Consider the following 19,388-nt stretch of genomic DNA (forward strand, 5'->3'; position numbering starts at 1 on the left):
TGTTAAATCATTATATAGTTTACATTAGTATCGGTAGATTGGCTTACTCACTTTTTCATTTCCTCCTTACAATTCGTAATTAATAAAGAGGATAATAAAATCATAACTATTTTTGTTTTAAAATTCATCCAAAAGACTAAAGTGAAATGGATAAATCGATAATAATTGTTGTTGCCATTTTGGTTTTGAGTTGTAATTCAGAAAACAATAAACCTAAGAGTAAGATTGTAAAACAAAAATCGAAAATAGAAATTAAGCCATCAGAAAATATTGTGATAGAAAAATCACAGGGAATTATTTATGACACTTTAGTTTTTACCGAAAATATGAAAGGTGAAATATTAAATGAAAAATTTAAATCCGCCCAAATCAAACTTGAATTTTACAAAAAATTTATAAATCCAAAAAATATTAACGTCCTTAAAACGATAACTGACAAACACACAAAAACTGAAATAAAATATTTAGGAATAATAAAGGATTTAAATGAAAACAACTCTTATCACGTAATAACAAATTTTCAAATTTATGGAATTGGTCAAATGTTATCTCCAAGAGGAAAAAGCGAAGTCACTTTCATTAATAAAAAAAATAATCAAATTGTAATTTATGATTTACCAATGCCTTATTTTCTGCCTAAATATATTGAAGAAAACATTTTATATTTTGATATTGAAGAAACTAAAATTGGAATTTCAGTATTTGGTGGACTTGCACCAAAATTATGTATTCCAAAAATTGGATGTTATTAAAAAGCAAATGGATAGCAAAGGTTTTGAAATAGTGGGGCGAGACTGCAAAGTTCAACGGTATTTTTTCCAATTGAACTTTTGTGCAAAATTGAAGACTATGCTTCGATTGCCTACCATCGCCATGACACAAAACGTAATTGCAATTAAAATCTCAAAAAACGATATGTTTTATTAAAAAACCAATAAGTTAAGATAACTTTTTTAAAAAGTTATTGTTTATGCAAAAATACAGAGTGGTTGTAAAATACATACTCAATTTGGAGGACGTAGCTTACTCGTTAAAAATCCGCAAAAATTTTATTTTTTGCGGATTTTCTATTTTGTTATTGCATGTTGTCAAATTCAAAGCTTAATTTCTTTTCATTACCAAAACTATCAGAAATCCAAACATCAAATGATTCCGATTCGTCAGATTGTGAACTGTAATAAAGCCTGAATTCATTCTGTGGAATTTCATACAAATCATTAGGAAGATAAGGTTTATTGTTGAAATATCTTAAACTGCCTTTTCCTTCAAACTGAAAATACCGCAGAAAATATTTATTCTCTTTGTATTTTCCTTGTGGAAGAATTTTAACTCTTATTTCAACAGTTTGACCATTAGTAATTCCAGACGGAACAGACATCACTGAAACTTCAAATGGAAAGTTCTGTTCAACATCAAGATCTTCGTTAGTACAGGACGATAAACTGTATTCAATCAACAGCAGAACCGGGATGATTGCCAAAACTCCAAGAATTCTTTTTAATGTAGCTTTTATATTTTTCATTGTGTCATTTTTAAAGATTTATTCTGAGTCCAAGACCTGCTGAAGGTCTTAGACTTTCAAGTGAAGTGTTCCAAAGTATTCTTGTTTTTCCATAACCAAGAAGAACAAACCGGTCTGACAGGTAGAGTTCCAGACTTAAGCGGCCTGAAGCTCCATAAATTAAACTTGATTCATTTCTTAATAAAGCTCCATCGGGTAAATCTGTTTCGTTCTTGTTGATTTCTTCATATCCACCAACAGCAGAAATTGAACTGTTAATCATCAGGCTTTTTGTACTGTTAGAAATCAGATTTACACTGAGTCCTGCTTCTCCAAGATAATTTTCGATTGGAATCTTAAAAGTTTTATAGTCAGTTATACTTTTAGAATACTCCAATGAATACAAAAAGTAATTGCCTTTCTTAGCATAAACGACTAATCCAAGATTAACAAAGTAGTTGTCGTGATGCTTTTTCAAAAGTGTTCCTGCGCTTACTTCAATCGCTTTTTGTTTGGGGGTCATTCTCTGAGCTTTCATCGATGTATGACAAAGCATCAACATAATAATGCAAATCAATCCTCTCATTTTATCTGATTTTTAAGTTTAACGTATCCACAACTTTGGCGTTCACCAAATCTGAATTTTCAAGCTGGAATTTCTGATGTCTACCACCATCTTTTTCCCAAATTTCGATTTCTAAAACCTGTCCTTCAAGCAAAGTAAATTGGTTTAATAAATACAGAATCGATGATTTTGATTGATGCTGAACGCTCTCAAGGTTCGGGTAGTTTCGGAGAGGTGAAAGAACTTTTTCCTGTGAAGCTGTCTTTTTAAGATTTTTCTTATCGACAATTTTAAAGTTGACAAAATCTATTTGATAAGAAATATTACTCTTGTTTTTAAGTTCTAGAACGAAATAGAATTTGCGTTCATGAACATACAGAGATTTTAAAATAAACTGAATTCCATAGCTTTTTGAACCGAGATGCTTAACCGTTCGTCTAGGTTCTTCATATAATGTTTTTACTAAAAGCTCGGTCAGTGTAGAGGATTCCCCTTTTAGTTCTTCAAACAAAACATCGGTAGCGTAATCCCTCTCATTTTTTCTTTGAAGTTTAAGCAGATCATAATTTAAAGTATCTGGATATGAGCTGTAAAAAACATCAAAATTGTAGAACTTTCCATCTTGAGTAATTACCGAAAAATTGGTTTCTTCCTCAAAATTTTTCACAGATGATTTTATTCTTAAGACATTAGCAACATCTTCTGCTTTATTTGCGATAAGATTTTCGCTTCCAAGATCCACATATCGAATAGGGGATGGAAATAACAAGTGTGATGTTTTATTGTAGGTAACCTCCATTTTAAAAGGTTCCAGTCTTGCTTCAGTAAGCGAGGCAAAACCTTCAACCGACTGTGCATTAACTTTGTTTAGCATGAATATCGATAAAATGGCTAAGTAAGATTTGATTAATATTTTCATAAAGATTGTTTTAATTATTTTTTAGAAACTAAGAGAACCTGATGTCCTGACTTGACAGTGATTTTTGGCTGCCGTACTTTTTTCTGGAAATATCCCGAAACTCCCTGAACCAAGCCTCTGCTTAAATCAGCTGCGACCTGTTGTCCTGCGGATTGTGTCATCATGATACTCGTTCCTGAACTTTGGCTCATATTGGCTGCAATATCGGTTAAGGCATTCTGCTCAGGCGAATAAGGAACATATAGACCCAGTTGACCATCATTATCATAAATGTTAATTTCAACCGGGATAATGTCTCCGTCATATTCAACGGAGGTAATTTTTAAATGCAATCTTCCTCCCTGAAATTTGCTGATGGCTTTTAATAATGTTCCTTTGGGAATAATCCTGTTTTTTAGCTTTAAACTCTCATTAAGCCTTATTGAAACTGTAGATTCTCCGGTCAAAGTTTTGGTCTCGTGAATAACCGCATGGATGCTGTTTCTGCTCTGACTTTGTGAATGCTTTTCTTCTGATTGTATTCCTTTAAAAGTGTTCTGATTGAGTTGCCTTAGAAAGGCACTGTCTGATGGTTCTCGATAGAGGATTGAAACAACTGAGTGTTTAACTGGCTTCGCATAAACTGTAAAGTCTTTCTCTTTCTGAGGAAGATTTTCAGCTTTTTTTTCTTCTACAATTTCTTCGCTTTTAGAGTTCGAAGGAAGATATTTTGCAGCCATCTGATACGATTTTTCCATCAGCTCCAGTTGGTCATTGATTCCCATTCCTGCAGGCTCCGAACTTTTTTGATTGGCTTCATTTTTCAGTCTGCTGATTTCTTTTCTGAGATTATTGACTTCCTGCTCGTCTCTGCTGTAAAAAGAACCCAAAGTCTGCTGAGCATTCCGATAGCTGTTTAACGCATTCTGATCCTTAACCGTACTGGGAGATGATTTTGCGGAACTTTGTAAATCTTCCTGAGGCGAATCTGAATTGTTCCAGTAATCGGCAAGTGTAGTGAGCTTACTTTTATTTTCTTCGTTTTTCTGTTCTAAAAGTTGCTGTTCGTAAGCTTTCTGTTTATCAGCTTGGAGTTGGTCACCTGCAGCCTGTGGAATCATTGTATTAAATCCAGCTTTCTCTGCAATTTTATGGTCTTTTGGTTTGAAAATAAGATATAGACATCCTGCACAAGCCACTGCCATTAAAAAATAAATCAGAGGTTTTTTGAAATTTTCAAACTTCAGTTTTGGATTTTGATTTTCAATGGAATCTGATGTTTTGGGATTTCCTTCAGTCACTCGAATGCTGTTGCTATTTGTATTTCTCATGGCTGTCATTTTTAAGTTGAATCGTTTCAGATAAGGTTTGTTTTTTAATAATTCCTTTGGGAATATTATTGATATGCCCTATGGTTAAGGTATCCTTTGAGGAACTGCCTTTGAACCACAACTGTAGAACTACCATAAAAGTCAAAAACACATATCCTGTAAAGAAGATTTTTGTGAATAAGACTTGTCTTGCTTTTGGAAGTTTTTGCCATCGTTTTTCTAGTAATTCCAGATACTGGTCAACTGATTTTCTAAATTTTTTCATAATCAACATTTATCGGTTAACAGTTTCCACATCTTTATTTTCTGCAACATTGAATTTCTCAATGGTAAACCCCTGAGGATTATTGTCAGATCTCACTGAATTGACCAGTGAGCAGTTGGTAATCAAACTTCTTGTAGTCAGATTACTGGAGCGGGTAATATATTGCTTTGCAAAAGTTTTAACCTGATACGGATAACTGTCAAAATTTGCAACGACGCTGTCTACTTCAATTCTCTGTTGAATATTTCCACTGATAATTCTGTTGTAATATCCTTTTTCAGAAAGGTCTTTGTAGTAATTGAATGCTGATTCGTCAGCCAGATAAAAAGCACGCTTCACATTGCTTTCAATAGCATTTTTATCTGGTGCTACCGTGAAAAACAATTCGTGAAATCGTCTCACATGCTCTCTGGCCTCAACAGGTCTGTTGATGGACATATCCTGTGAAAGGGCAACCATAAGGGATTTGCCATTGTCCAAGACATAGATTTTCTGTCGCTGTGCTTCTGCAAATGTGTACGATTTAAAAACGACAACACTTACCACTGCAAAACACAGAACAGCAAAAATCATGGTGAACAACCGTATTTGCTTGAAACTGTTTTCTATATTTCTTAAGGTTTTAAATTCCATTAGTATCTGTTTTAATTATTTTAAAAGTTTTCCTGAAATATTCCCTGTTGCAGAACCTACCGCAGCTCCTGCAATATTTCCGGATTTTTGAGCGGTCTGATTGACATTTCGTGTAAAGTTTCCTGCGCCTCCTGCCTGAATGACCCAACCTGTAACCGTAGGTATCGTGAAGTATCCAATGATTCCTATAATCATGTAAATAATGTAAACGGTATTGGAGGTATCAGGAATAAAGTTGGGGTCAGCGAGCATTTCGATATCTCTTTCAATAATCAGTGATTGTATCTTAGCTAAAATGGAACTGAAAATATCAGCAACCGGAAGCCATAAATAAACACTGATGTAACGCGTCAGCCACTGGGTCAGCGTAGATTGAAAACCATCCCACACAGAAATTGCAAAGGCAATGGGACCGAGTATTGACAGTACAATTAAAAAGAATGTTCTTATCGTATCAATCACCAAGGCGGCAGCCTGAAATAGAATTTCAAGAAATTCCCGAAAACCGTCACGAATTTCTTTTTTTATGGCAAACATTTCACGCTCGATATACATTCCCGACATTGTAACCAAATCGGAAGGTGACCAGCCCAAATCTTCAAGCTTTTTATCAAACTCTTCATTGGAAATTAAATAAGCCATCTCAGGGTTTCTGAGCATAGCTTCCCGTTCTAAAAGATCTTTCTTTTGTTGAAGCTCATTTAAATCTAAAACCTGATTCTCCAACATCGAACGACTTCCCTGAACGACCGGACTTAAAACACCATTAATGCTTCCTAAAACCAATGTTGAAAAGAACATGATGCAGATTCCGATACCAAAAGGTCTTAATAGCGGAAAAAGGTCAATAGGTTCTGCACGGCTCAATGCCTGCCATACTTTAATGGAAACATAGAACAGTGCGCCAAGACCGGCAACAGCTTTTGCAACTGTTGCCATATCTTCGCATAATGGCATCATCTCATCATAGACCGAACGCAATACCTCATGTAAATTAGTGGGTTCCATCTTACCAGTATTTTTGATTGGACGTTCCGTAAAGGTTTAAAACCCTTTGTGTATTATTCTGCTTCTTTGCTCGGAGATAGCTCACGGAAATATTTTTATTCGTAAAGTAGCGAACCAGACTGTGATAATCTTTCACTTCTTTATACACTCTGTCGATAATTTCCATACGCTCTTTGTCATTAAGTGAAAGATTGGATACGTTCACAATCTGTTTTAGTTCTTTTAGAAGCTCCGTGCTTTCATTTAAAAGAGTAGAGTATCCATTTGCAATGGCAGTCAATTCCTGGGCATTAAAACTGGGGTCATTCAACATTTTCCCAAAGTTGTTGACGTACATTTCAGAAACATCACCAACCAATAAAACAGTCTGCTGAACTTTTCTGGCATCTTTGACCAGATTATTGACAGCTTTAAGTTTGTCATAATATTCTTTTCCTTGTTCATAGACTTTTTTTACTTCATTAAAGTTTTTGACTACGTTGGATACTGTAGAAGATGTCTGAACAATTTCATTGGCTGAGTTTAAGATTCCTGAAGCTAAATTTGCAGGGTCTGTGACTACAAATTGAGCTTTATAGGTTGAGGTAAATGCTGAAGCAAAAACCATAACTGATGTGATGATTAGATTTTTCATTGTTGTAAAATTTTAAATTGATTTACTTTTCTTTTGTATTCGATTTGATTCTCTTAAGAGAAATCCTCTTAATAGCATGTTCTACATTGCCATCAAGTTCAGAAGCCAGATTCATGACTTCCATTTTTTCTGTTTCTTCAGTAGTGTAGGCTAAGTATTCTTCCGTTGATACTTCGGTTGCGTACACTGCCGAATGAGTTCCTCCTAAGCCAATCCAGACTTCTTTATAAAGTCTTCTAAGATCGTTGTTCATATTGATGGATAAAACCTGAGCTTTTTCTTTTTCTGTCAATCCCAGCATTGCTTGGATATCATCGAACTTATTCATGTACTTACGTTGATCAAGAAGAATTTTACAGTCGGAATTGTTGATGATACTTTCTTTTACAATAGGAGATTGTATGATGTCATCAACCTCTTGCGTAACCACAATTGCTTCACCGAAGAATTTTCTGACTGTTTTGAAAAGATATTTGATATATTCTGCCATTCCTTCTTTAGCAATGGCTTTCCAGGCTTCTTCAATGAGAATGAGTTTACGAACTCCCTTGAGTCGGCGCATTTTATTGATGAATACCTCCATAATGATAATGGTAACAATAGGAAAAAGGATTTTATGGTCTTTAATTGCATCGATTTCAAAAACAATAAATCTTTTCGATAAGAGGTCAAGCTGGTCTTTTGAATTAAGCAGATAATCATATTCGCCTCCTTCATAATAAGGCTCCAGTACATTGAGGAAATTGGCGATATCAAAATCTTTCTCTCTGACTTTCTTCAGCTCCAATATCTTTTGATAATCTTCTTTGATAAACTCATAGAAACCATTGAAAGATGGAAAAGAATCATTGTTCCTGATTTTTTCAATATACCCACTTACTGCATTGGATAAAGCAACTTCCTCGGATCGTGTAGGAGGTTCATCATCTCTTTTCCATAAAGTAAGGATGAGTGTTTTGATACTTTCTCTTTTCTCAATATCAAATACCCCATCATCGGTATAGAAAGGATTAAAGGCAATAGGGTTGTCTTCAGTATAGGTAAAATAAACTCCGTCATCTCCTTTGGTTTTTCCTTTGATCAGTTCACACAATCCCTGATATGAATTACCTGTATCTACTAAGAGGACGTGAGCTCCCTGTTCATAGTATTGTCTTACCATGTGATTCGTGAAGAAAGATTTTCCGCTTCCTGATGGTCCTAGGATGAACTTGTTTCGGTTGGTGATAATCCCCTGTTTCATGGGAAGATCAGAAATATCCAAATGAATAGGCTTTCCGGTCAGACGGTCAGCCATCTTAATTCCAAATGGAGAAGGAGAATTCTGATAGTTGGTTTCTTCCGTAAAAAAACAAAGAGCGGGTTCGATGAAAGTATAGAAGCTTTCTTCACTCGGAAAATCTCCTCCATTGCCTGGAATCCCTGCCCAATACAAAGTGGCGACATCTGTAGTGTTATGTCTGGGTTTACATTCCATCAATGCCAATGCACTTCCGGTATCGTTTTTAAGTTGTTTGAGTTCTGATGGTTGGTCAGACCAAGACATGACATTGAAATGCGCTCTGATGGATTGAAGTCCATACGAATGGGCTTCATTGAGGTATTTCTCAATCCATTCCTTATTGATTTGATTGGCTCTGCTGTATTTAGCTAATGAATGCATATTTCTGGCAGACTTTTCAAATTTGCTTAAGTTGTCATCACTGTTATCGATAAATAAATACTGGTTGTAGATATGATTGCAATTCAGAAGCAAGCCTACCGGAGAAGCAAAAGACAGAAGACAGTCACTCCGGTCTGTGCTCAGTTTTTCGTAACGACTGTGTGAAGAAACCGTTCCGGGAAGATCATCTGTATCTGACAAAGTATGCATGCTGATACGGCTGTTTCCAATACGCATCCCTTCAGCTCCCAAATGTAAATCCTGCAAGGATGGATTGACTTCTCTGGATAAGGTCAAATATTGCTCAAGTAAACCTGATTGCTTTTCACTTCCCGTGATTTCATCAGCGGTCATTTTTTCAAGAAAAATATAACCGCTGTCATTCATAATTCTTTCCAACTGATCTACGGATTCCATAAATCGATTAATCACTTCTTTATCTCTGATTTCTTTTGGAATTAAAAATCCTTTACAGAGTGATGAGAAATTACTCTGCATCCGCATCCGCTCTTTGGTGGTTTTGGTGATAAACAGATAGCAGTAATGATTGAGGAATGGTCTTTCGTTAAAATGTCTTTCAAAAGATTTTGATAAAAAGCTTTGCTCATCTTTAGTCAAATCAGGTTGATAGTTTTCTTTGATGTACCAGTCTTGTTTATGAACAATACTGTAATCAGGCAATGTTTTGATTGCCTTGAACCAAGCCTGATGAATGGCTTCATACTCAGCAGAAGCAACTGTGAAAAGTTCCGGTAATCGTACTTTGAAGCATACCGTAACATCAGCTTCTTTTGAAATAATACAATTGTCTTCTACAGCCAATAAAGGAAACTTGCTCTCTAAAGTGGCTGCCTTGGATTGATTTCTCATACGGCAACCTTTTTAGAATTGATTTTCAAAAATCGACTCGCTGATCTTCTGCTGATGATATATTTGGGATGGTTTTTTTTTGCCCCAAGTTTCATCAGTCCGTGCTCTCCATACCTGCGGTTCAAAGAGAAGGTTTGCCAAATGAGAATACTGCTCGTCGATATTCCTAAGAAAAGGCAGAGATACGTATGAGCTCCTGCCATATACATGATCATTACGAATACTAAAATTCCCAATAATCCTCCTGCAAAAATAAACAGGTACTGTGCTTTTAATCCTTTGAACTCTACCGTTCTTCCAATTCCTTTATTGATATTATATGAATTCATAATCATCAATTTTAAAGGAAGAATGAACGGAGGATGGTTGCTGCAACGATCAAAAAGATACAGGCCCCAAACCAGCTGGCAGCAGTTTTGGAAGTGTCAGGGTCTCCACTGCTGAACTTGTTGTAAACCTTGACTCCTCCAATCAGTCCGACGACCGCTCCAATAGCGTAGATAAGTTGTGTGGCGGGTTCGAAATAAGAAGTTACCATTTGCGTGGCTTCATTGATTCCTGCGGTGCCGTTACCTTGTGCTGATAAAGGAATGGACATGATTAAAGCAAATACTGAAATCAGAATCTTTTTTCTTTCTTTTTCCATAATGTAAATGGGTTAAATTGTTAGCATTACTCACGGTATGTGAGCTTTGGAGACAAAGGTGTTGGAGCTCTCGATTTTTTTTAAGTAAATGGGTTAATGAGGAATCATTTGGCTGTGAACTGATACTTAACCCGAGCGTGTTCGCTTACAAATTATTGTAAATTTGCAGGGAATTTCAAAAAAGGAATTATGGATAAAAGATTCACGGATATTATTGAACTGATTAAGCAGTCTCGTAACAATGCTTTAAAAGCGGTCAATTCTGAATTGATCAATTTGTACTGGAATATTGGTGCTTATATCAGTAATAAAGTAGAATTGAGTGAATGGGGACAGTCAGTGGTCAAGGAACTCTCTCAATATATTCAAAGTAATGAGCCTGATTTAAAAGGTTTTTCAGATAAGAACCTATGGAGAATGAAACAGTTTTATGAATCCTATAAAGAATTTCCAAAAGTCTCAACACTGTTGAGAGAAATCAGTTGGTCTCACAATCTGGCTATTTTTTCAAGATGTAAATCTATTGAGGAACAGGAGTTTTATATCAAACTGACAAAGAATGAAAATTACAGCGTCAGAGAACTGGACAGACAGATATCCAGCAGTCTTTTTGAAAGGACAATCATCGGAAACTCAAAACTCTCAACAGCGCTGAGAGAATCTAATGCCGATATTGCAAATACTTTTAAAGACAGCTATATTTTTGATTTTTTGAATTTACCGGAAACTTTTAATGAAAGTGACCTTCAAAAAGGTCTTATTCAGCAAATGAAAAATTTCATTCTTGAATTGGGAAGGGATTTTCTTTTTATCAGCGAAGAGTACAAAGTACAGGTAGGAAATTCAGATTTTTATATTGATCTTTTATTCTTTCATAGAGGTTTGCAATGCTTAGTCGCATTCGAGCTAAAAGCAGACAAATTTAAACCTGAGCATCTGGGACAGCTCAACTTTTATCTGGAAGCTTTAGACAGGGATGTTAAAAAACAAAATGAAAATCCAAGCATAGGTGTCCTTCTATGCAAGGATAAAGATAGTGAGGTTGTAGAATATGCGCTTAGCAGAAGTCTTTCCCCAACGATGGTTTCTGAATACAAAACCCAACTTCCCGATAAAAAAATCCTACAGCAGAAATTACACGAACTATTTGATAAAAAGGATTAAATTTATTTGCCAATTTTAAGTTTCTGTACTACATAATTTTAATAACACTTCATAAATATAAAAGGGGAATTTGCCTAAACAAACTCCCCTATATCGAAACCTTCAGCATCATTTTTTCCTCTAAAAGAAATCTGAGATTCATCATTAGAAGTACTTTGGCTTAACAGATGGGCAATCCGCTTTGAAGCATCACCCAATGAATTTTCTAAAAGATTGAAAAGCTCAGTTCCCTGAATCTTTTGAATAATATCGACCGCTTGTTGTTCTAAATCAGGCTCCAGTATCTCTTCCTGAAGCAGCTGACCCGCAGTACTTAATTCCTGAAAGGTAACCCCTGTGGCAAAACCGCTTTCAATTTCAGAATTATTCTGATTATACCAATCCTCCTCTTCTTCCAAGTCATTGTTATTGATCAATATCTCATCTAAATCATTTTTTAATGGAATATTTTCAAACTCCTCCCCTTTGGTTTCTGATTCAAAAATATTTGTATTTGAAACAATGGATTCTTCTTGACCTTGATCAGCAGCCGATGGCTTTAAATTTCTTTCTTCTATTTTTGTTTCCCCCATAATTGAGGGTAATTTCAAATCTTTTTCGGTACTGCTTTTCTTATTACTTATGAATTTCTTATCCCAAAGTATGAGGATGATAATGAATAACAGACCTGTAATGATTATTTGTTCCATATAATTGATATTTTAAAATATTGGACGGTATTTACTGTTGAAATCATCGGTAATCTCTTTTTCAAACATTTCAAAATGATAGGCTAAGATATTATCCAGATAGGCATATAAAGGAATCTGATCTCCGGCAACAATCTGGATAATTCGTGAAAGCCGCTCATGATATTCTGCGCGGATGTAAATACTTTTATCTCCTCGCTTCGTCATTGTATGATGGGTAAGAAATTGCTGAGCATAGGTAATTTCAACACTTTTTTTGTTTTTTACTTTTTGTTTCGTAATCGGTTTTTCATTAGACAGTTCCGATTCTTGGTTCGGTAGTTCTTTCTTTGTACTACCTGCCATGATGGACATCAAATATTGTTCATCAATATTGTTGTCTTCATCATTCTTTTTATCATTGACCATCTTCTTACAATTTTATAATGTTTAGAAACTCATCGATGAAATGATCAAGACCACATACTGCCATCAACTTAAGGTCTGCAGGAAGTAAGGTAGAACGGAAAACTGTTTTTGCCACCGTCTCGCCCTCTTTACGAAATCTTTTACTGTCCCTAATGGATGTTTTCATTAGATGAAGCCCTAAATCTTTGATTACTTTACTGTAATTTTCATACAAGGCTGTTTTTTCCCTGCCATCGACCTGATTCCAAAACAAATGAATGCTTTTAATTTCTGTCTGCTTTTTCTTCATTAAGACATTGGTCAGCACATCGGTAAAACTCAATGTGCTTTCCAAAACCACCCGATCAGCTGTGATTGGAGAAAAAATATAATGTACATTAGCAAGAGTACTTAAAATACCAGCCGTATTGACGGTTCCCGGAAGATCCAAAAAGATAAAGTCAGGAATCATTTCTGTAGTAGATTGGTACTCCGACAATTCTTCCAAAACGGTCTCTGCCCCGCTTTGGAAAATAGGATAGGCCTTTTTCTTAAGACTGGTGAACTGCTTATGAGCCATTTTTTTCAATGCCTCATTCTGCATAACCGTCTTCAAATCCCGTTCTCTCATCTGCATTAAACTGTATTGCGGAAAATCGCAGTCAAAAACGGCGACATTATATCCCAAGCGGTAATGAAGGATACTGGCAATAATTGTAGTAAAAGTACTCTTTCCTACCCCACCTTTCTGTGTTGAAAAAGCAATAATGGTTGTTTGTTTTTTTGTTTCCATTTTTAATGAATTTTGTTAAACTTAATTTAAAAGAATGACTGACACAGGCTCTAAGTCAAGAATTACTTCAAGCTAAAAATCTTGTTGTCAATAATGCTTGCCGATGGTCTGGCTATCCCTCATAAGAGCATTCTATAATCCGTGATGACCATCAAGTTTTCAATACCTCCTGATAGAGTTCCTTCTTGTACCCAGGCAATACTTAGATCCTGACGGCTTGAATTCCTGAAAGCTGGAAAGCAGGATTTCAAGACATCATTACTTCAGTAAATCAATCAGCTCTGCAACTGGGAATGCCTGCACTCATTCTAATTCTAATGCAAATGAATATCATATCTTCTTTGTGTTTGTATGCATGGTCGATGTTGTCTTTAAAGGTCTCCTATTGGCACCTCATACTTTGCTGCAATTCTAAAGGATAGCAGCTTACTTTGTTATAGAAATATTTAGGGCATAAAGAGCATAAGGTTACTCAATAAAAATGGCGACAAATCCATTTCTATAAAGAACTTTTCCTTTCACCCGAAAGGGGCAAGTTGTGTTTTGAGCATCTCGAAACGTTTTCGGATGCTTAAAACAACTTGCCCTTGCAGGGGGCAGAAAACAATCTCCGAAGTCGATGTTTATTTTAAATTAAAATTGATTAATGATGGACGATAAAAATAGTAAGCCAGTTAGAAAGACAGGTCGCCGACCAAAGGCAGATCCTGCCAAGTTTCGATATACCATTTCATTTAATGCTGTTGAACATTCGAAATTTTTAGAACTTTTTGAACAATCAGGAATGGATGTAAAAGCTCATTTTATTACTGCCTGTATATTTGATAAATCTATCAAGACCGTAAAATTTGATAAGGGAACTTTAGATTTTTATATGAGACTGACTTCTTTTCACAGTCAATTTCGGGTTGTTGGTGTTAATTACAATCAGGTTGTAAAGATACTCTACAGCAATTTTTCAGAGAAGAAAGCAGCTGCATTTCTTTACAAATTAGAAAAACAGACGCTCGGAATGATTGAAATTTTTAAAAAAGTCATTCAGTTAACGGAAGAGTTTAATCAAAAACATTTGAAAAACACAGATTAGAATGGTCGCAAAAATTGGCAGAAGCAGCAATCTCTTTGGCACTCTATCTTATAATAACATTAAAATGGAACAGGATAAAGGTGAAATTATAATGACCAATAAAATGATTGAAACTTATGATGGAAAATATACGGTGTCTCAATTAGCAAAATCATTTGAACCTTATCTTTTAGCCAACAAAAATACTGAAAAACATACGCTCCATATTTCTTTAAATCCTCACCCTGATGATCAGGTGTCTAATGAAAAATATTTGCAGATAGCTCAGGAATATATGAATGAGATGGGTTACGGCAATCAGCCCTATGTAGTTTTTAAACATACTGATATTGAAAGAAGCCACATTCACATTGTGTCTGTATGTGTGGATGAAAATGGAAAAAAGATTTCGGATAAATTCGAGAGGATACGCTCGATGAAAGCCTGCAGAGCAATTGAGAATCAATACGGATTGACAAATACTGAAAAAAGTATAGGAAAACAAAATGATAAAATTTTCAAACCAGTAAAATATGATGAAGGAAATGTAAAAAAGCAGATCGCATCCGTCATACGGCATCTACCCCATTATTATCAATTTCAATCCTTAGGAGAATACAATGCTTTACTTTCTATATATAATATCACCACTGAGAAAGTACAAGGTGAGTTGGATGGAAAGATGCAAGAAGGATTATTATATTTCCCGTTAAACGAAAAAGGTGAAAAAGCAGGCAATCCTATAAAAGCTTCCCGAGTTGGGAAGGAGGCCGGTCTAAAAAATATTCAGTTGCAATTTGAAAAAAATAAATCGTTACTGAAAAATCATCCTTCCAAACAAAAGTTGAAAAAAGAAATTTTAAATTGTTTAAAATCTTCTCAGGGAGAAAAGGAATTCAAAAAACAATTATCATTAAAAAATATCGACTGTATCGTAAGAAGGAATGATCAGGGAAAAATGTATGGGATTACTTTCATTGACAACCAATCAAAAACAGTATGGAACGGTTCAAGATTGGGAAAAGAATTTTCAGCGAATATCTTTAATGATTATTGGAATTCAAATCAGCAAAAACCTGAAAATAAAATTGAACAAAAATCTGAATATCAGCATTATAACAATGTTCAAGACCTAAATAATCACGAAATACATAATTATTTTGATATTTTAAGTCGTAAAGGACCTGAATTAGATCTTATTAAAGGATTGGGAGGACTTCTTCCCGATGTTCAAACTGAAGACTTTGAGGAAATAGATTTTGCTAACAGAATGAAGAAAAAATCTAAAAAGAAAAAAATATGATGAAGAGCATTATACACTCTTATTCAACATGAAGAGTATATGTCAATATTTTAAAATATCATGACTCATAAAGCAAATTGAAGCCGTTAAATGACATCTTTCCTGATAATTTTCACCCTGCCTCTAGATTAGTCCTCAATAAATATTTATCAAATGCAGGGAGAAGACGACTTAAGAGGATTAGCAAAAATCATGGGTTTTATGCGGGCAGTGAGCATCCTTTTACTATTAATGCACATCTATTGGTTCTGTCATATATTCTTTTTAGAGCATGGCTGGACTTTAGAGCTAGTCAACAAAATTTTAAACAACTTTAACCGGACTGCTGTAAGTCTTCAAACTAACTTGGACATTTTGTAATAATTCCTTAAGGAGTATTTAGTTTTATAAATTTATTAATTTCTGTTGAAAATACAACTGTCTTCTTTTTCGGATTGAATCTGATTTTATTTGTTTTCTTTTTTCCAAAATCTGCTCCGATCTTCCGAAGTAAACATCCGCTGGAGGAAGGTTTTTCAAAGATTCGTGATATCGCTTGTTGTTGTAGTTTTCTACAAATTTTTCTACAGCTTCCACTAATTCTTCTGGATGGTAAAAATGATTGAGTTTAACCACATTTTTCATCGTTCTATGGTATCGTTCAATTTTGCCCTGAGTTTGCGGATGCATCGGTTTTCCGTGAACCTGCTTCATCTTTAAATCGTCTTTCAGGTATGTTCTGAGTTCGTTTGATACGTAACAGGAACCATTATCTGAAAGTAATTTTGGTTTGGCTTTAGACTTTAGTTTTGCTTTTTCAATCGCTGTATTTACTGTTCTTTTCACATCTTCAGCTTTCATCGAATCGCATAGCTCCCAGTGGATGACCTGCTGTAATCATCTAAAACAGTGCTTAGGTAGTACCAACCCCAGCCAATCACTTTAAAATAAGTGAAGTCTGTCTGCCACATTTGATGCACAAATTCTGTTTTATCCTTAAATTCATTTGCTGCTGAAAGAAGAAAATGATTGGGTGAGGGGATTAAATCCCGTTGCTTTAAAATCCTGTAAACACTGGATTCTGAGATAAAAACACCTTGTTCATCGGTAATTTTGTGCGCCAGTTCTCTTGAGGAAAGTTCGGTGTGTTCCAAAGCGATTTCTACTACCAAATCTTTTTGCTCTTCCGGAATGCTGTTCCACTGTCTTTTAGATATTCTTTTGGTTGTCTCCAAGCTATCGTAGCCGTTTTCAAGGTATTTCTGATACCATTTGTAGAAAGTACTTCTTGCAATCCCAAAGCTTTCCAAGGTTCGTTTAACACCAATTTCACTTGTGGTTACGGCTTGAATAATTTCGTACTTTTCTCCTGCTGATCGTCTCATAAACTTTCTGTATTTATGAGTTAATCCAGCATGTCCAAGCTTTTTTTTACGATGTCGTAGCGCAAAACCAAATCGGCAACCATTTCCTTCAAGCGGGCATTCTCTTTCTTCAAATCCGACACTTCATCACTCGTGGCTTCTCTAACAACATCACCATTGAGCCGTTTTTTACCGGCTTCCATAAATTCTTTGTTCCAAGAATAAAACTGAGATTGGGCAATATTATGCTGTCTGCAAAGCTCTGCTACAGAAGTTTCTGCACGAAGTCCTTCCATAACGATTAAAATTTTCTGCTCGGCTGTGAAGATCCGTCTGGTATTTTTACGGATGTCTTTTACGAATTTTTCGGAACTTTTCTTTTTAGGTGTTTCCATAATTAAATGTAATTCTTTTTTGAAAACACTCCTTAACTTTATACTATATACTGTCTACTTTTTGCTGACGATTTACAACTTTTGATAAACAATTAATTACATGTTTTTTTACAAGTATAAAGCTAGTTATGCATGCTACTAATTGCCAAAAAGTATATCATTTAAGTACAGTGACAATAGACTACGGAGAAAAATTTCTCGAGCTTTTTCGAACATCTATAAAAATTATTCACTTTCGAGCAGATGTATAATCATGTGAATATTAAGTAAAAATTCCTTAACTGATTTATTGGAAGAAAATCAAGTTTTTTTTTATGGACACGTATCGGAAAAGAATTTTAATAAGTGTAGGAGAGGATCAAAATATTGATTTAAGTTTATTTAGATAAACTAATTAACAAAATAATAAGTTAAACCAACTCGATAAACATCTCTTCTTGCTCCATAGTATGTTAATGCTAATTGATCAAATTGTTTGGTAAAACCTTTTGAGAATGTTCCTTCAATGTTAAAACGTTTGGACAACTTATACTCAACACCTATATCTGCACTGAAACCGAATCTATTCCGAAAATAATAAAAGTTATTATTTTGTTCATCAGGTATGTAATTAATTTTTGGACCAACGAGTAACGACAAATCTTTGTAAAAATTGTATTTATAATAAATTGGCAATTCTATAAAGGTGACTGCATCAGTAAATGATATTGTGGGAGCAACCTGCAAATAAGTACTCATGGAAATCTGTTTCTCAAAAACCACAGCTCCGTAAACTTCATCTATAATACCACTGATATAGCCAGACTTTTCTCCATTTTCATCTACAGCACTAACATTTGAATAGTTCCATCCTGCTTTGATCCCAACTCTTAAATTGGTAGTTTGTGAAAAAAAACTTAATGAAAATAATAAGAATAAAACATTGAGGAACTTGCCCTCAATGCTTTTAATAAAACGACTATATTGATATATACTAATATACCTCATCTTGAAAATAGTTTCCTTCTTGTTTATGTTGACTTATCAGTGCATTTGGCTTAAGCTTATGTATCTGATAATTTCCTAGATCACTTACCGATTTTAGCTCTTTTAATCTTTTACGTTTTTTTTGTTTAGAAGTTACCATAGATACTGTGTTGCTGCAATTATTGTAAATTACTCCATCAAAACCTGAACTGATTGTTGCTCTATATTTTTTCCATTTTCCTTTTTTCTTTCTAAACGATTTAGTTAAAGATTTTCCTCTGACATGTGGTGATGAATTTCCGAATCCAGCTTTCCTTACAAACTTATTTTTCCATATAATTCTCCTATCACTACTAAATACTTTTTCGCCTTTTTCTTTAGCTATTTCTCTACAATCGGTACTAGGTTGTAAAGCACCGATAATCGCACCAATATCTTTAATATCAACTTTATTAGGACTGTCAGATGCATTTACAACTTCATTAACTTGTGCCAATGTAGCTCCATTAATGTTAGTAGGACCTACAATATTATTTAGAGCAGTTACTAAAGTTGATAGTGCAGCTAAATCGTTGATTTCGATTTCAACGGTACCCCAGTCAAATCTTTTATAATATTTATAACCGACTTTACAATTACCAACAATAAATTCAGATCCTAAACTAAGTAATGCTCTTTCAGTTTCATCCTCCACGTAATGACTATCTGGATTAGTTTCTAAATTCCATGCTCCATCACCTTGTTGATTTAACCAATCATCCTCTAAAGTTAAAATATTTTGCCTTAAAGAACAAAATCCTAGTTCGTCCTCAAACTTATGGAGGGGCATGTCTTCATCAAAACCTATTGCATCAGAATAATCATCAGCTTCTTCATCAGTCATACCAGCAGTTTGCTGATCAAAACTGTCATTGTGATTATCAATCATATGATCTAATTGGAAAATTGCATCTTCGTACGACTGCTCAGTAGGAAAAACCAAAATATTATTGTGGCATGTCGTAGAAACTCCATTATCAATATACACAGCTTTTACACCTGGTATTAAAGTGCTTTCCGTTGCGTTATTAAAAAGATCGCAAATTTCTCTTGATCGTCCCTGCATTTGAGAATTGGAAGTAAGCTCAGTTTGGTTATTTTCTGTCTCCAATTCTGAGGCACATGAATAGAACAATGATGTTGAAACAACACTTATTGCTGCTATTATTTTAAATGATTTCATAAATAGTTATTTGTTTAATTTTTTTAATTTGATAATATATACACTA

General features: G+C 34.7%; 20 protein-coding genes and 2 pseudogenes. 5 read left to right on the forward strand and 17 right to left on the reverse strand.

All coding sequences use genetic code 11. From position 1 onward, the window contains the following. Positions 1-146 precede the first annotated feature (146 nt). A complete protein-coding gene (locus ACR1PN_RS06750) occupies positions 147-752 on the forward strand; it encodes a hypothetical protein (protein WP_433979388.1) in 606 nt (201 codons plus the stop codon). A 323-nt stretch (positions 753-1,075) separates the two neighbouring features. Here the strand turns inward: ACR1PN_RS06750 and ACR1PN_RS06755 are convergent, their stop codons facing one another. The 11 genes from ACR1PN_RS06755 to ACR1PN_RS06805 are packed head-to-tail and all read right to left on the reverse strand — an operon-like array spanning position 1,076 to position 10,014. Then, the gene (locus ACR1PN_RS06755) at positions 1,076-1,522 is read right to left on the reverse strand and encodes a DUF3872 domain-containing protein (RefSeq protein WP_433979389.1); all 447 of its coding nucleotides are present in this window, start codon (positions 1,520-1,522) and stop codon (positions 1,076-1,078) included. Positions 1,523-1,532: 10 nt separating this feature from the next. Further along, entirely contained in the window at positions 1,533-2,087 is a 555-nt protein-coding gene (locus ACR1PN_RS06760) for a conjugal transfer protein TraO (protein WP_433979390.1), read from the reverse strand. 1 nt (position 2,088) lies between these two features. Then, positions 2,089-2,985 carry a conjugative transposon protein TraN gene (traN, locus tag ACR1PN_RS06765; RefSeq protein ID WP_433979391.1) on the reverse strand — a complete coding sequence of 299 codons (897 nt, stop codon included), beginning with the start codon at positions 2,983-2,985 and terminating at the stop codon, positions 2,089-2,091. A 14-nt stretch (positions 2,986-2,999) separates the two neighbouring features. Further along, complete coding sequence (gene traM / locus ACR1PN_RS06770) at positions 3,000-4,295, reverse strand: conjugative transposon protein TraM (RefSeq protein WP_433979392.1); 1,296 nt, start codon at positions 4,293-4,295, stop codon at positions 3,000-3,002. Next, positions 4,279-4,560: a hypothetical protein gene (locus ACR1PN_RS06775; protein ID WP_433979393.1), complete on the reverse strand. Its 282-nt coding sequence runs from the start codon at positions 4,558-4,560 to the stop codon at positions 4,279-4,281. The genes traM and ACR1PN_RS06775 overlap by 17 nt, the downstream gene beginning before the upstream one ends. Positions 4,561-4,569: 9 nt before the next feature. Further along, complete coding sequence (gene traK / locus ACR1PN_RS06780) at positions 4,570-5,193, reverse strand: conjugative transposon protein TraK (protein WP_433979394.1); 624 nt, start codon at positions 5,191-5,193, stop codon at positions 4,570-4,572. Between the two features lie 15 nt (positions 5,194-5,208). After that, positions 5,209-6,201, reverse strand: a complete 993-nt coding sequence (traJ, locus tag ACR1PN_RS06785) for a conjugative transposon protein TraJ (protein WP_433979395.1) — start codon at positions 6,199-6,201, stop codon at positions 5,209-5,211. Between the two features lies 1 nt (position 6,202). After that, positions 6,203-6,808: a DUF4141 domain-containing protein gene (locus ACR1PN_RS06790; RefSeq protein ID WP_433979535.1), complete on the reverse strand. Its 606-nt coding sequence runs from the start codon at positions 6,806-6,808 to the stop codon at positions 6,203-6,205. Between the two features lie 49 nt (positions 6,809-6,857). Beyond that, the gene (locus ACR1PN_RS06795; RefSeq protein WP_433979396.1) at positions 6,858-9,368 is read right to left on the reverse strand and encodes a TraG family conjugative transposon ATPase; all 2,511 of its coding nucleotides are present in this window, start codon (positions 9,366-9,368) and stop codon (positions 6,858-6,860) included. Further along, the gene (locus tag ACR1PN_RS06800; RefSeq protein ID WP_433979397.1) at positions 9,365-9,697 is read right to left on the reverse strand and encodes a DUF4133 domain-containing protein; all 333 of its coding nucleotides are present in this window, start codon (positions 9,695-9,697) and stop codon (positions 9,365-9,367) included. Before ACR1PN_RS06800 ends, ACR1PN_RS06795 begins: the two co-directional genes overlap by 4 nt. A gap of 11 nt (positions 9,698-9,708) precedes the next feature. Next, positions 9,709-10,014, reverse strand: coding sequence for a DUF4134 domain-containing protein (locus ACR1PN_RS06805; RefSeq protein WP_433979398.1), 306 nt, complete (start codon positions 10,012-10,014; stop codon positions 9,709-9,711). Positions 10,015-10,203: 189 nt separating this feature from the next. On the opposite strand from ACR1PN_RS06805, the gene ACR1PN_RS06810 reads away from it, so the two are divergent. After that, positions 10,204-11,178 carry a PDDEXK nuclease domain-containing protein gene (locus tag ACR1PN_RS06810; RefSeq protein ID WP_433979399.1) on the forward strand — a complete coding sequence of 325 codons (975 nt, stop codon included), beginning with the start codon at positions 10,204-10,206 and terminating at the stop codon, positions 11,176-11,178. A gap of 74 nt (positions 11,179-11,252) precedes the next feature. On the opposite strand, the gene ACR1PN_RS06815 is transcribed toward ACR1PN_RS06810, so the two are convergent. The 3 genes from ACR1PN_RS06815 to ACR1PN_RS06825 are packed head-to-tail and all read right to left on the reverse strand — an operon-like array spanning position 11,253 to position 13,047. Continuing rightward, a complete protein-coding gene (locus tag ACR1PN_RS06815) occupies positions 11,253-11,867 on the reverse strand; it encodes a hypothetical protein (RefSeq protein ID WP_433979400.1) in 615 nt (204 codons plus the stop codon). Positions 11,868-11,879: 12 nt separating this feature from the next. Next, on the reverse strand, positions 11,880-12,275 hold the full coding sequence (locus tag ACR1PN_RS06820) for a DUF3408 domain-containing protein (protein ID WP_433979401.1): 396 nt from the start codon (positions 12,273-12,275) through the stop codon (positions 11,880-11,882). Positions 12,276-12,279: 4 nt separating this feature from the next. Beyond that, positions 12,280-13,047 carry a ParA family protein gene (locus tag ACR1PN_RS06825; RefSeq protein ID WP_433979402.1) on the reverse strand — a complete coding sequence of 256 codons (768 nt, stop codon included), beginning with the start codon at positions 13,045-13,047 and terminating at the stop codon, positions 12,280-12,282. 649 nt (positions 13,048-13,696) lie between these two features. Here ACR1PN_RS06825 and mobA point away from each other — a divergent pair. From mobA to ACR1PN_RS06840, 3 genes and pseudogenes are all read left to right on the forward strand, one after another. Continuing rightward, on the forward strand, positions 13,697-14,134 hold the full coding sequence (mobA, locus tag ACR1PN_RS06830; RefSeq protein WP_433979536.1) for a conjugal transfer protein MobA: 438 nt from the start codon (positions 13,697-13,699) through the stop codon (positions 14,132-14,134). A gap of 1 nt (position 14,135) precedes the next feature. Beyond that, a complete protein-coding gene (mobB, locus tag ACR1PN_RS06835) occupies positions 14,136-15,416 on the forward strand; it encodes a conjugal transfer protein MobB (RefSeq protein ID WP_433979403.1) in 1,281 nt (426 codons plus the stop codon). A gap of 153 nt (positions 15,417-15,569) precedes the next feature. Continuing rightward, positions 15,570-15,743 (forward strand): annotated as a pseudogene (locus ACR1PN_RS06840) (YWFCY domain-containing protein); the annotation flags it as partial. 57 nt (positions 15,744-15,800) lie between these two features. Here ACR1PN_RS06840 and ACR1PN_RS06845 read toward each other — a convergent pair. The 3 genes and pseudogenes from ACR1PN_RS06845 to ACR1PN_RS06855 all read right to left on the reverse strand — a co-directional run bounded on the left by ACR1PN_RS06845 (position 15,801) and on the right by ACR1PN_RS06855 (position 19,342). Beyond that, positions 15,801-17,154, reverse strand: a pseudogene (locus ACR1PN_RS06845) (IS3 family transposase). A 390-nt stretch (positions 17,155-17,544) separates the two neighbouring features. Next, positions 17,545-18,141, reverse strand: coding sequence for a hypothetical protein (locus ACR1PN_RS06850; protein WP_433979404.1), 597 nt, complete (start codon positions 18,139-18,141; stop codon positions 17,545-17,547). Beyond that, entirely contained in the window at positions 18,128-19,342 is a 1,215-nt protein-coding gene (locus tag ACR1PN_RS06855) for a hypothetical protein (protein WP_433979405.1), read from the reverse strand. The genes ACR1PN_RS06850 and ACR1PN_RS06855 overlap by 14 nt, the downstream gene beginning before the upstream one ends. Positions 19,343-19,388: the final 46 nt, after the last annotated feature.

Origin of the sequence: Chryseobacterium sp. RLHN22 (assembly GCF_051011795.1) — a bacterium.
Taxonomy (GTDB): domain Bacteria; phylum Bacteroidota; class Bacteroidia; order Flavobacteriales; family Weeksellaceae; genus Chryseobacterium; species Chryseobacterium zhengzhouense.

Bases quoted from the DNA above. Each gene is read 5' to 3' on its own strand.
- ACR1PN_RS06750 (WP_433979388.1), top strand. From the start codon at position 147: ATGGATAAATCGATAATAATTGTTGTTGCCATTTTGGTTTTGAGTTGT.
- ACR1PN_RS06755 (WP_433979389.1), bottom strand. From the start codon at position 1,522: ATGAAAAATATAAAAGCTACATTAAAAAGAATTCTTGGAGTTTTGGCA.
- ACR1PN_RS06760 (WP_433979390.1), bottom strand. From the start codon at position 2,087: ATGAGAGGATTGATTTGCATTATTATGTTGATGCTTTGTCATACATCG.
- traN (WP_433979391.1), bottom strand. From the start codon at position 2,985: ATGAAAATATTAATCAAATCTTACTTAGCCATTTTATCGATATTCATG.
- traM (WP_433979392.1), bottom strand. From the start codon at position 4,295: ATGAGAAATACAAATAGCAACAGCATTCGAGTGACTGAAGGAAATCCC.
- ACR1PN_RS06775 (WP_433979393.1), bottom strand. From the start codon at position 4,560: ATGAAAAAATTTAGAAAATCAGTTGACCAGTATCTGGAATTACTAGAA.
- traK (WP_433979394.1), bottom strand. From the start codon at position 5,193: ATGGAATTTAAAACCTTAAGAAATATAGAAAACAGTTTCAAGCAAATA.
- traJ (WP_433979395.1), bottom strand. From the start codon at position 6,201: ATGGAACCCACTAATTTACATGAGGTATTGCGTTCGGTCTATGATGAG.
- ACR1PN_RS06790 (WP_433979535.1), bottom strand. From the start codon at position 6,808: ATGGTTTTTGCTTCAGCATTTACCTCAACCTATAAAGCTCAATTTGTA.
- ACR1PN_RS06795 (WP_433979396.1), bottom strand. From the start codon at position 9,368: ATGAGAAATCAATCCAAGGCAGCCACTTTAGAGAGCAAGTTTCCTTTA.
- ACR1PN_RS06800 (WP_433979397.1), bottom strand. From the start codon at position 9,697: ATGAATTCATATAATATCAATAAAGGAATTGGAAGAACGGTAGAGTTC.
- ACR1PN_RS06805 (WP_433979398.1), bottom strand. From the start codon at position 10,014: ATGGAAAAAGAAAGAAAAAAGATTCTGATTTCAGTATTTGCTTTAATC.
- ACR1PN_RS06810 (WP_433979399.1), top strand. From the start codon at position 10,204: ATGGATAAAAGATTCACGGATATTATTGAACTGATTAAGCAGTCTCGT.
- ACR1PN_RS06815 (WP_433979400.1), bottom strand. From the start codon at position 11,867: ATGGAACAAATAATCATTACAGGTCTGTTATTCATTATCATCCTCATA.
- ACR1PN_RS06820 (WP_433979401.1), bottom strand. From the start codon at position 12,275: ATGGTCAATGATAAAAAGAATGATGAAGACAACAATATTGATGAACAA.
- ACR1PN_RS06825 (WP_433979402.1), bottom strand. From the start codon at position 13,047: ATGGAAACAAAAAAACAAACAACCATTATTGCTTTTTCAACACAGAAA.
- mobA (WP_433979536.1), top strand. From the start codon at position 13,697: ATGGACGATAAAAATAGTAAGCCAGTTAGAAAGACAGGTCGCCGACCA.
- mobB (WP_433979403.1), top strand. From the start codon at position 14,136: ATGGTCGCAAAAATTGGCAGAAGCAGCAATCTCTTTGGCACTCTATCT.
- ACR1PN_RS06850 (WP_433979404.1), bottom strand. From the start codon at position 18,141: ATGAGGTATATTAGTATATATCAATATAGTCGTTTTATTAAAAGCATT.
- ACR1PN_RS06855 (WP_433979405.1), bottom strand. From the start codon at position 19,342: ATGAAATCATTTAAAATAATAGCAGCAATAAGTGTTGTTTCAACATCA.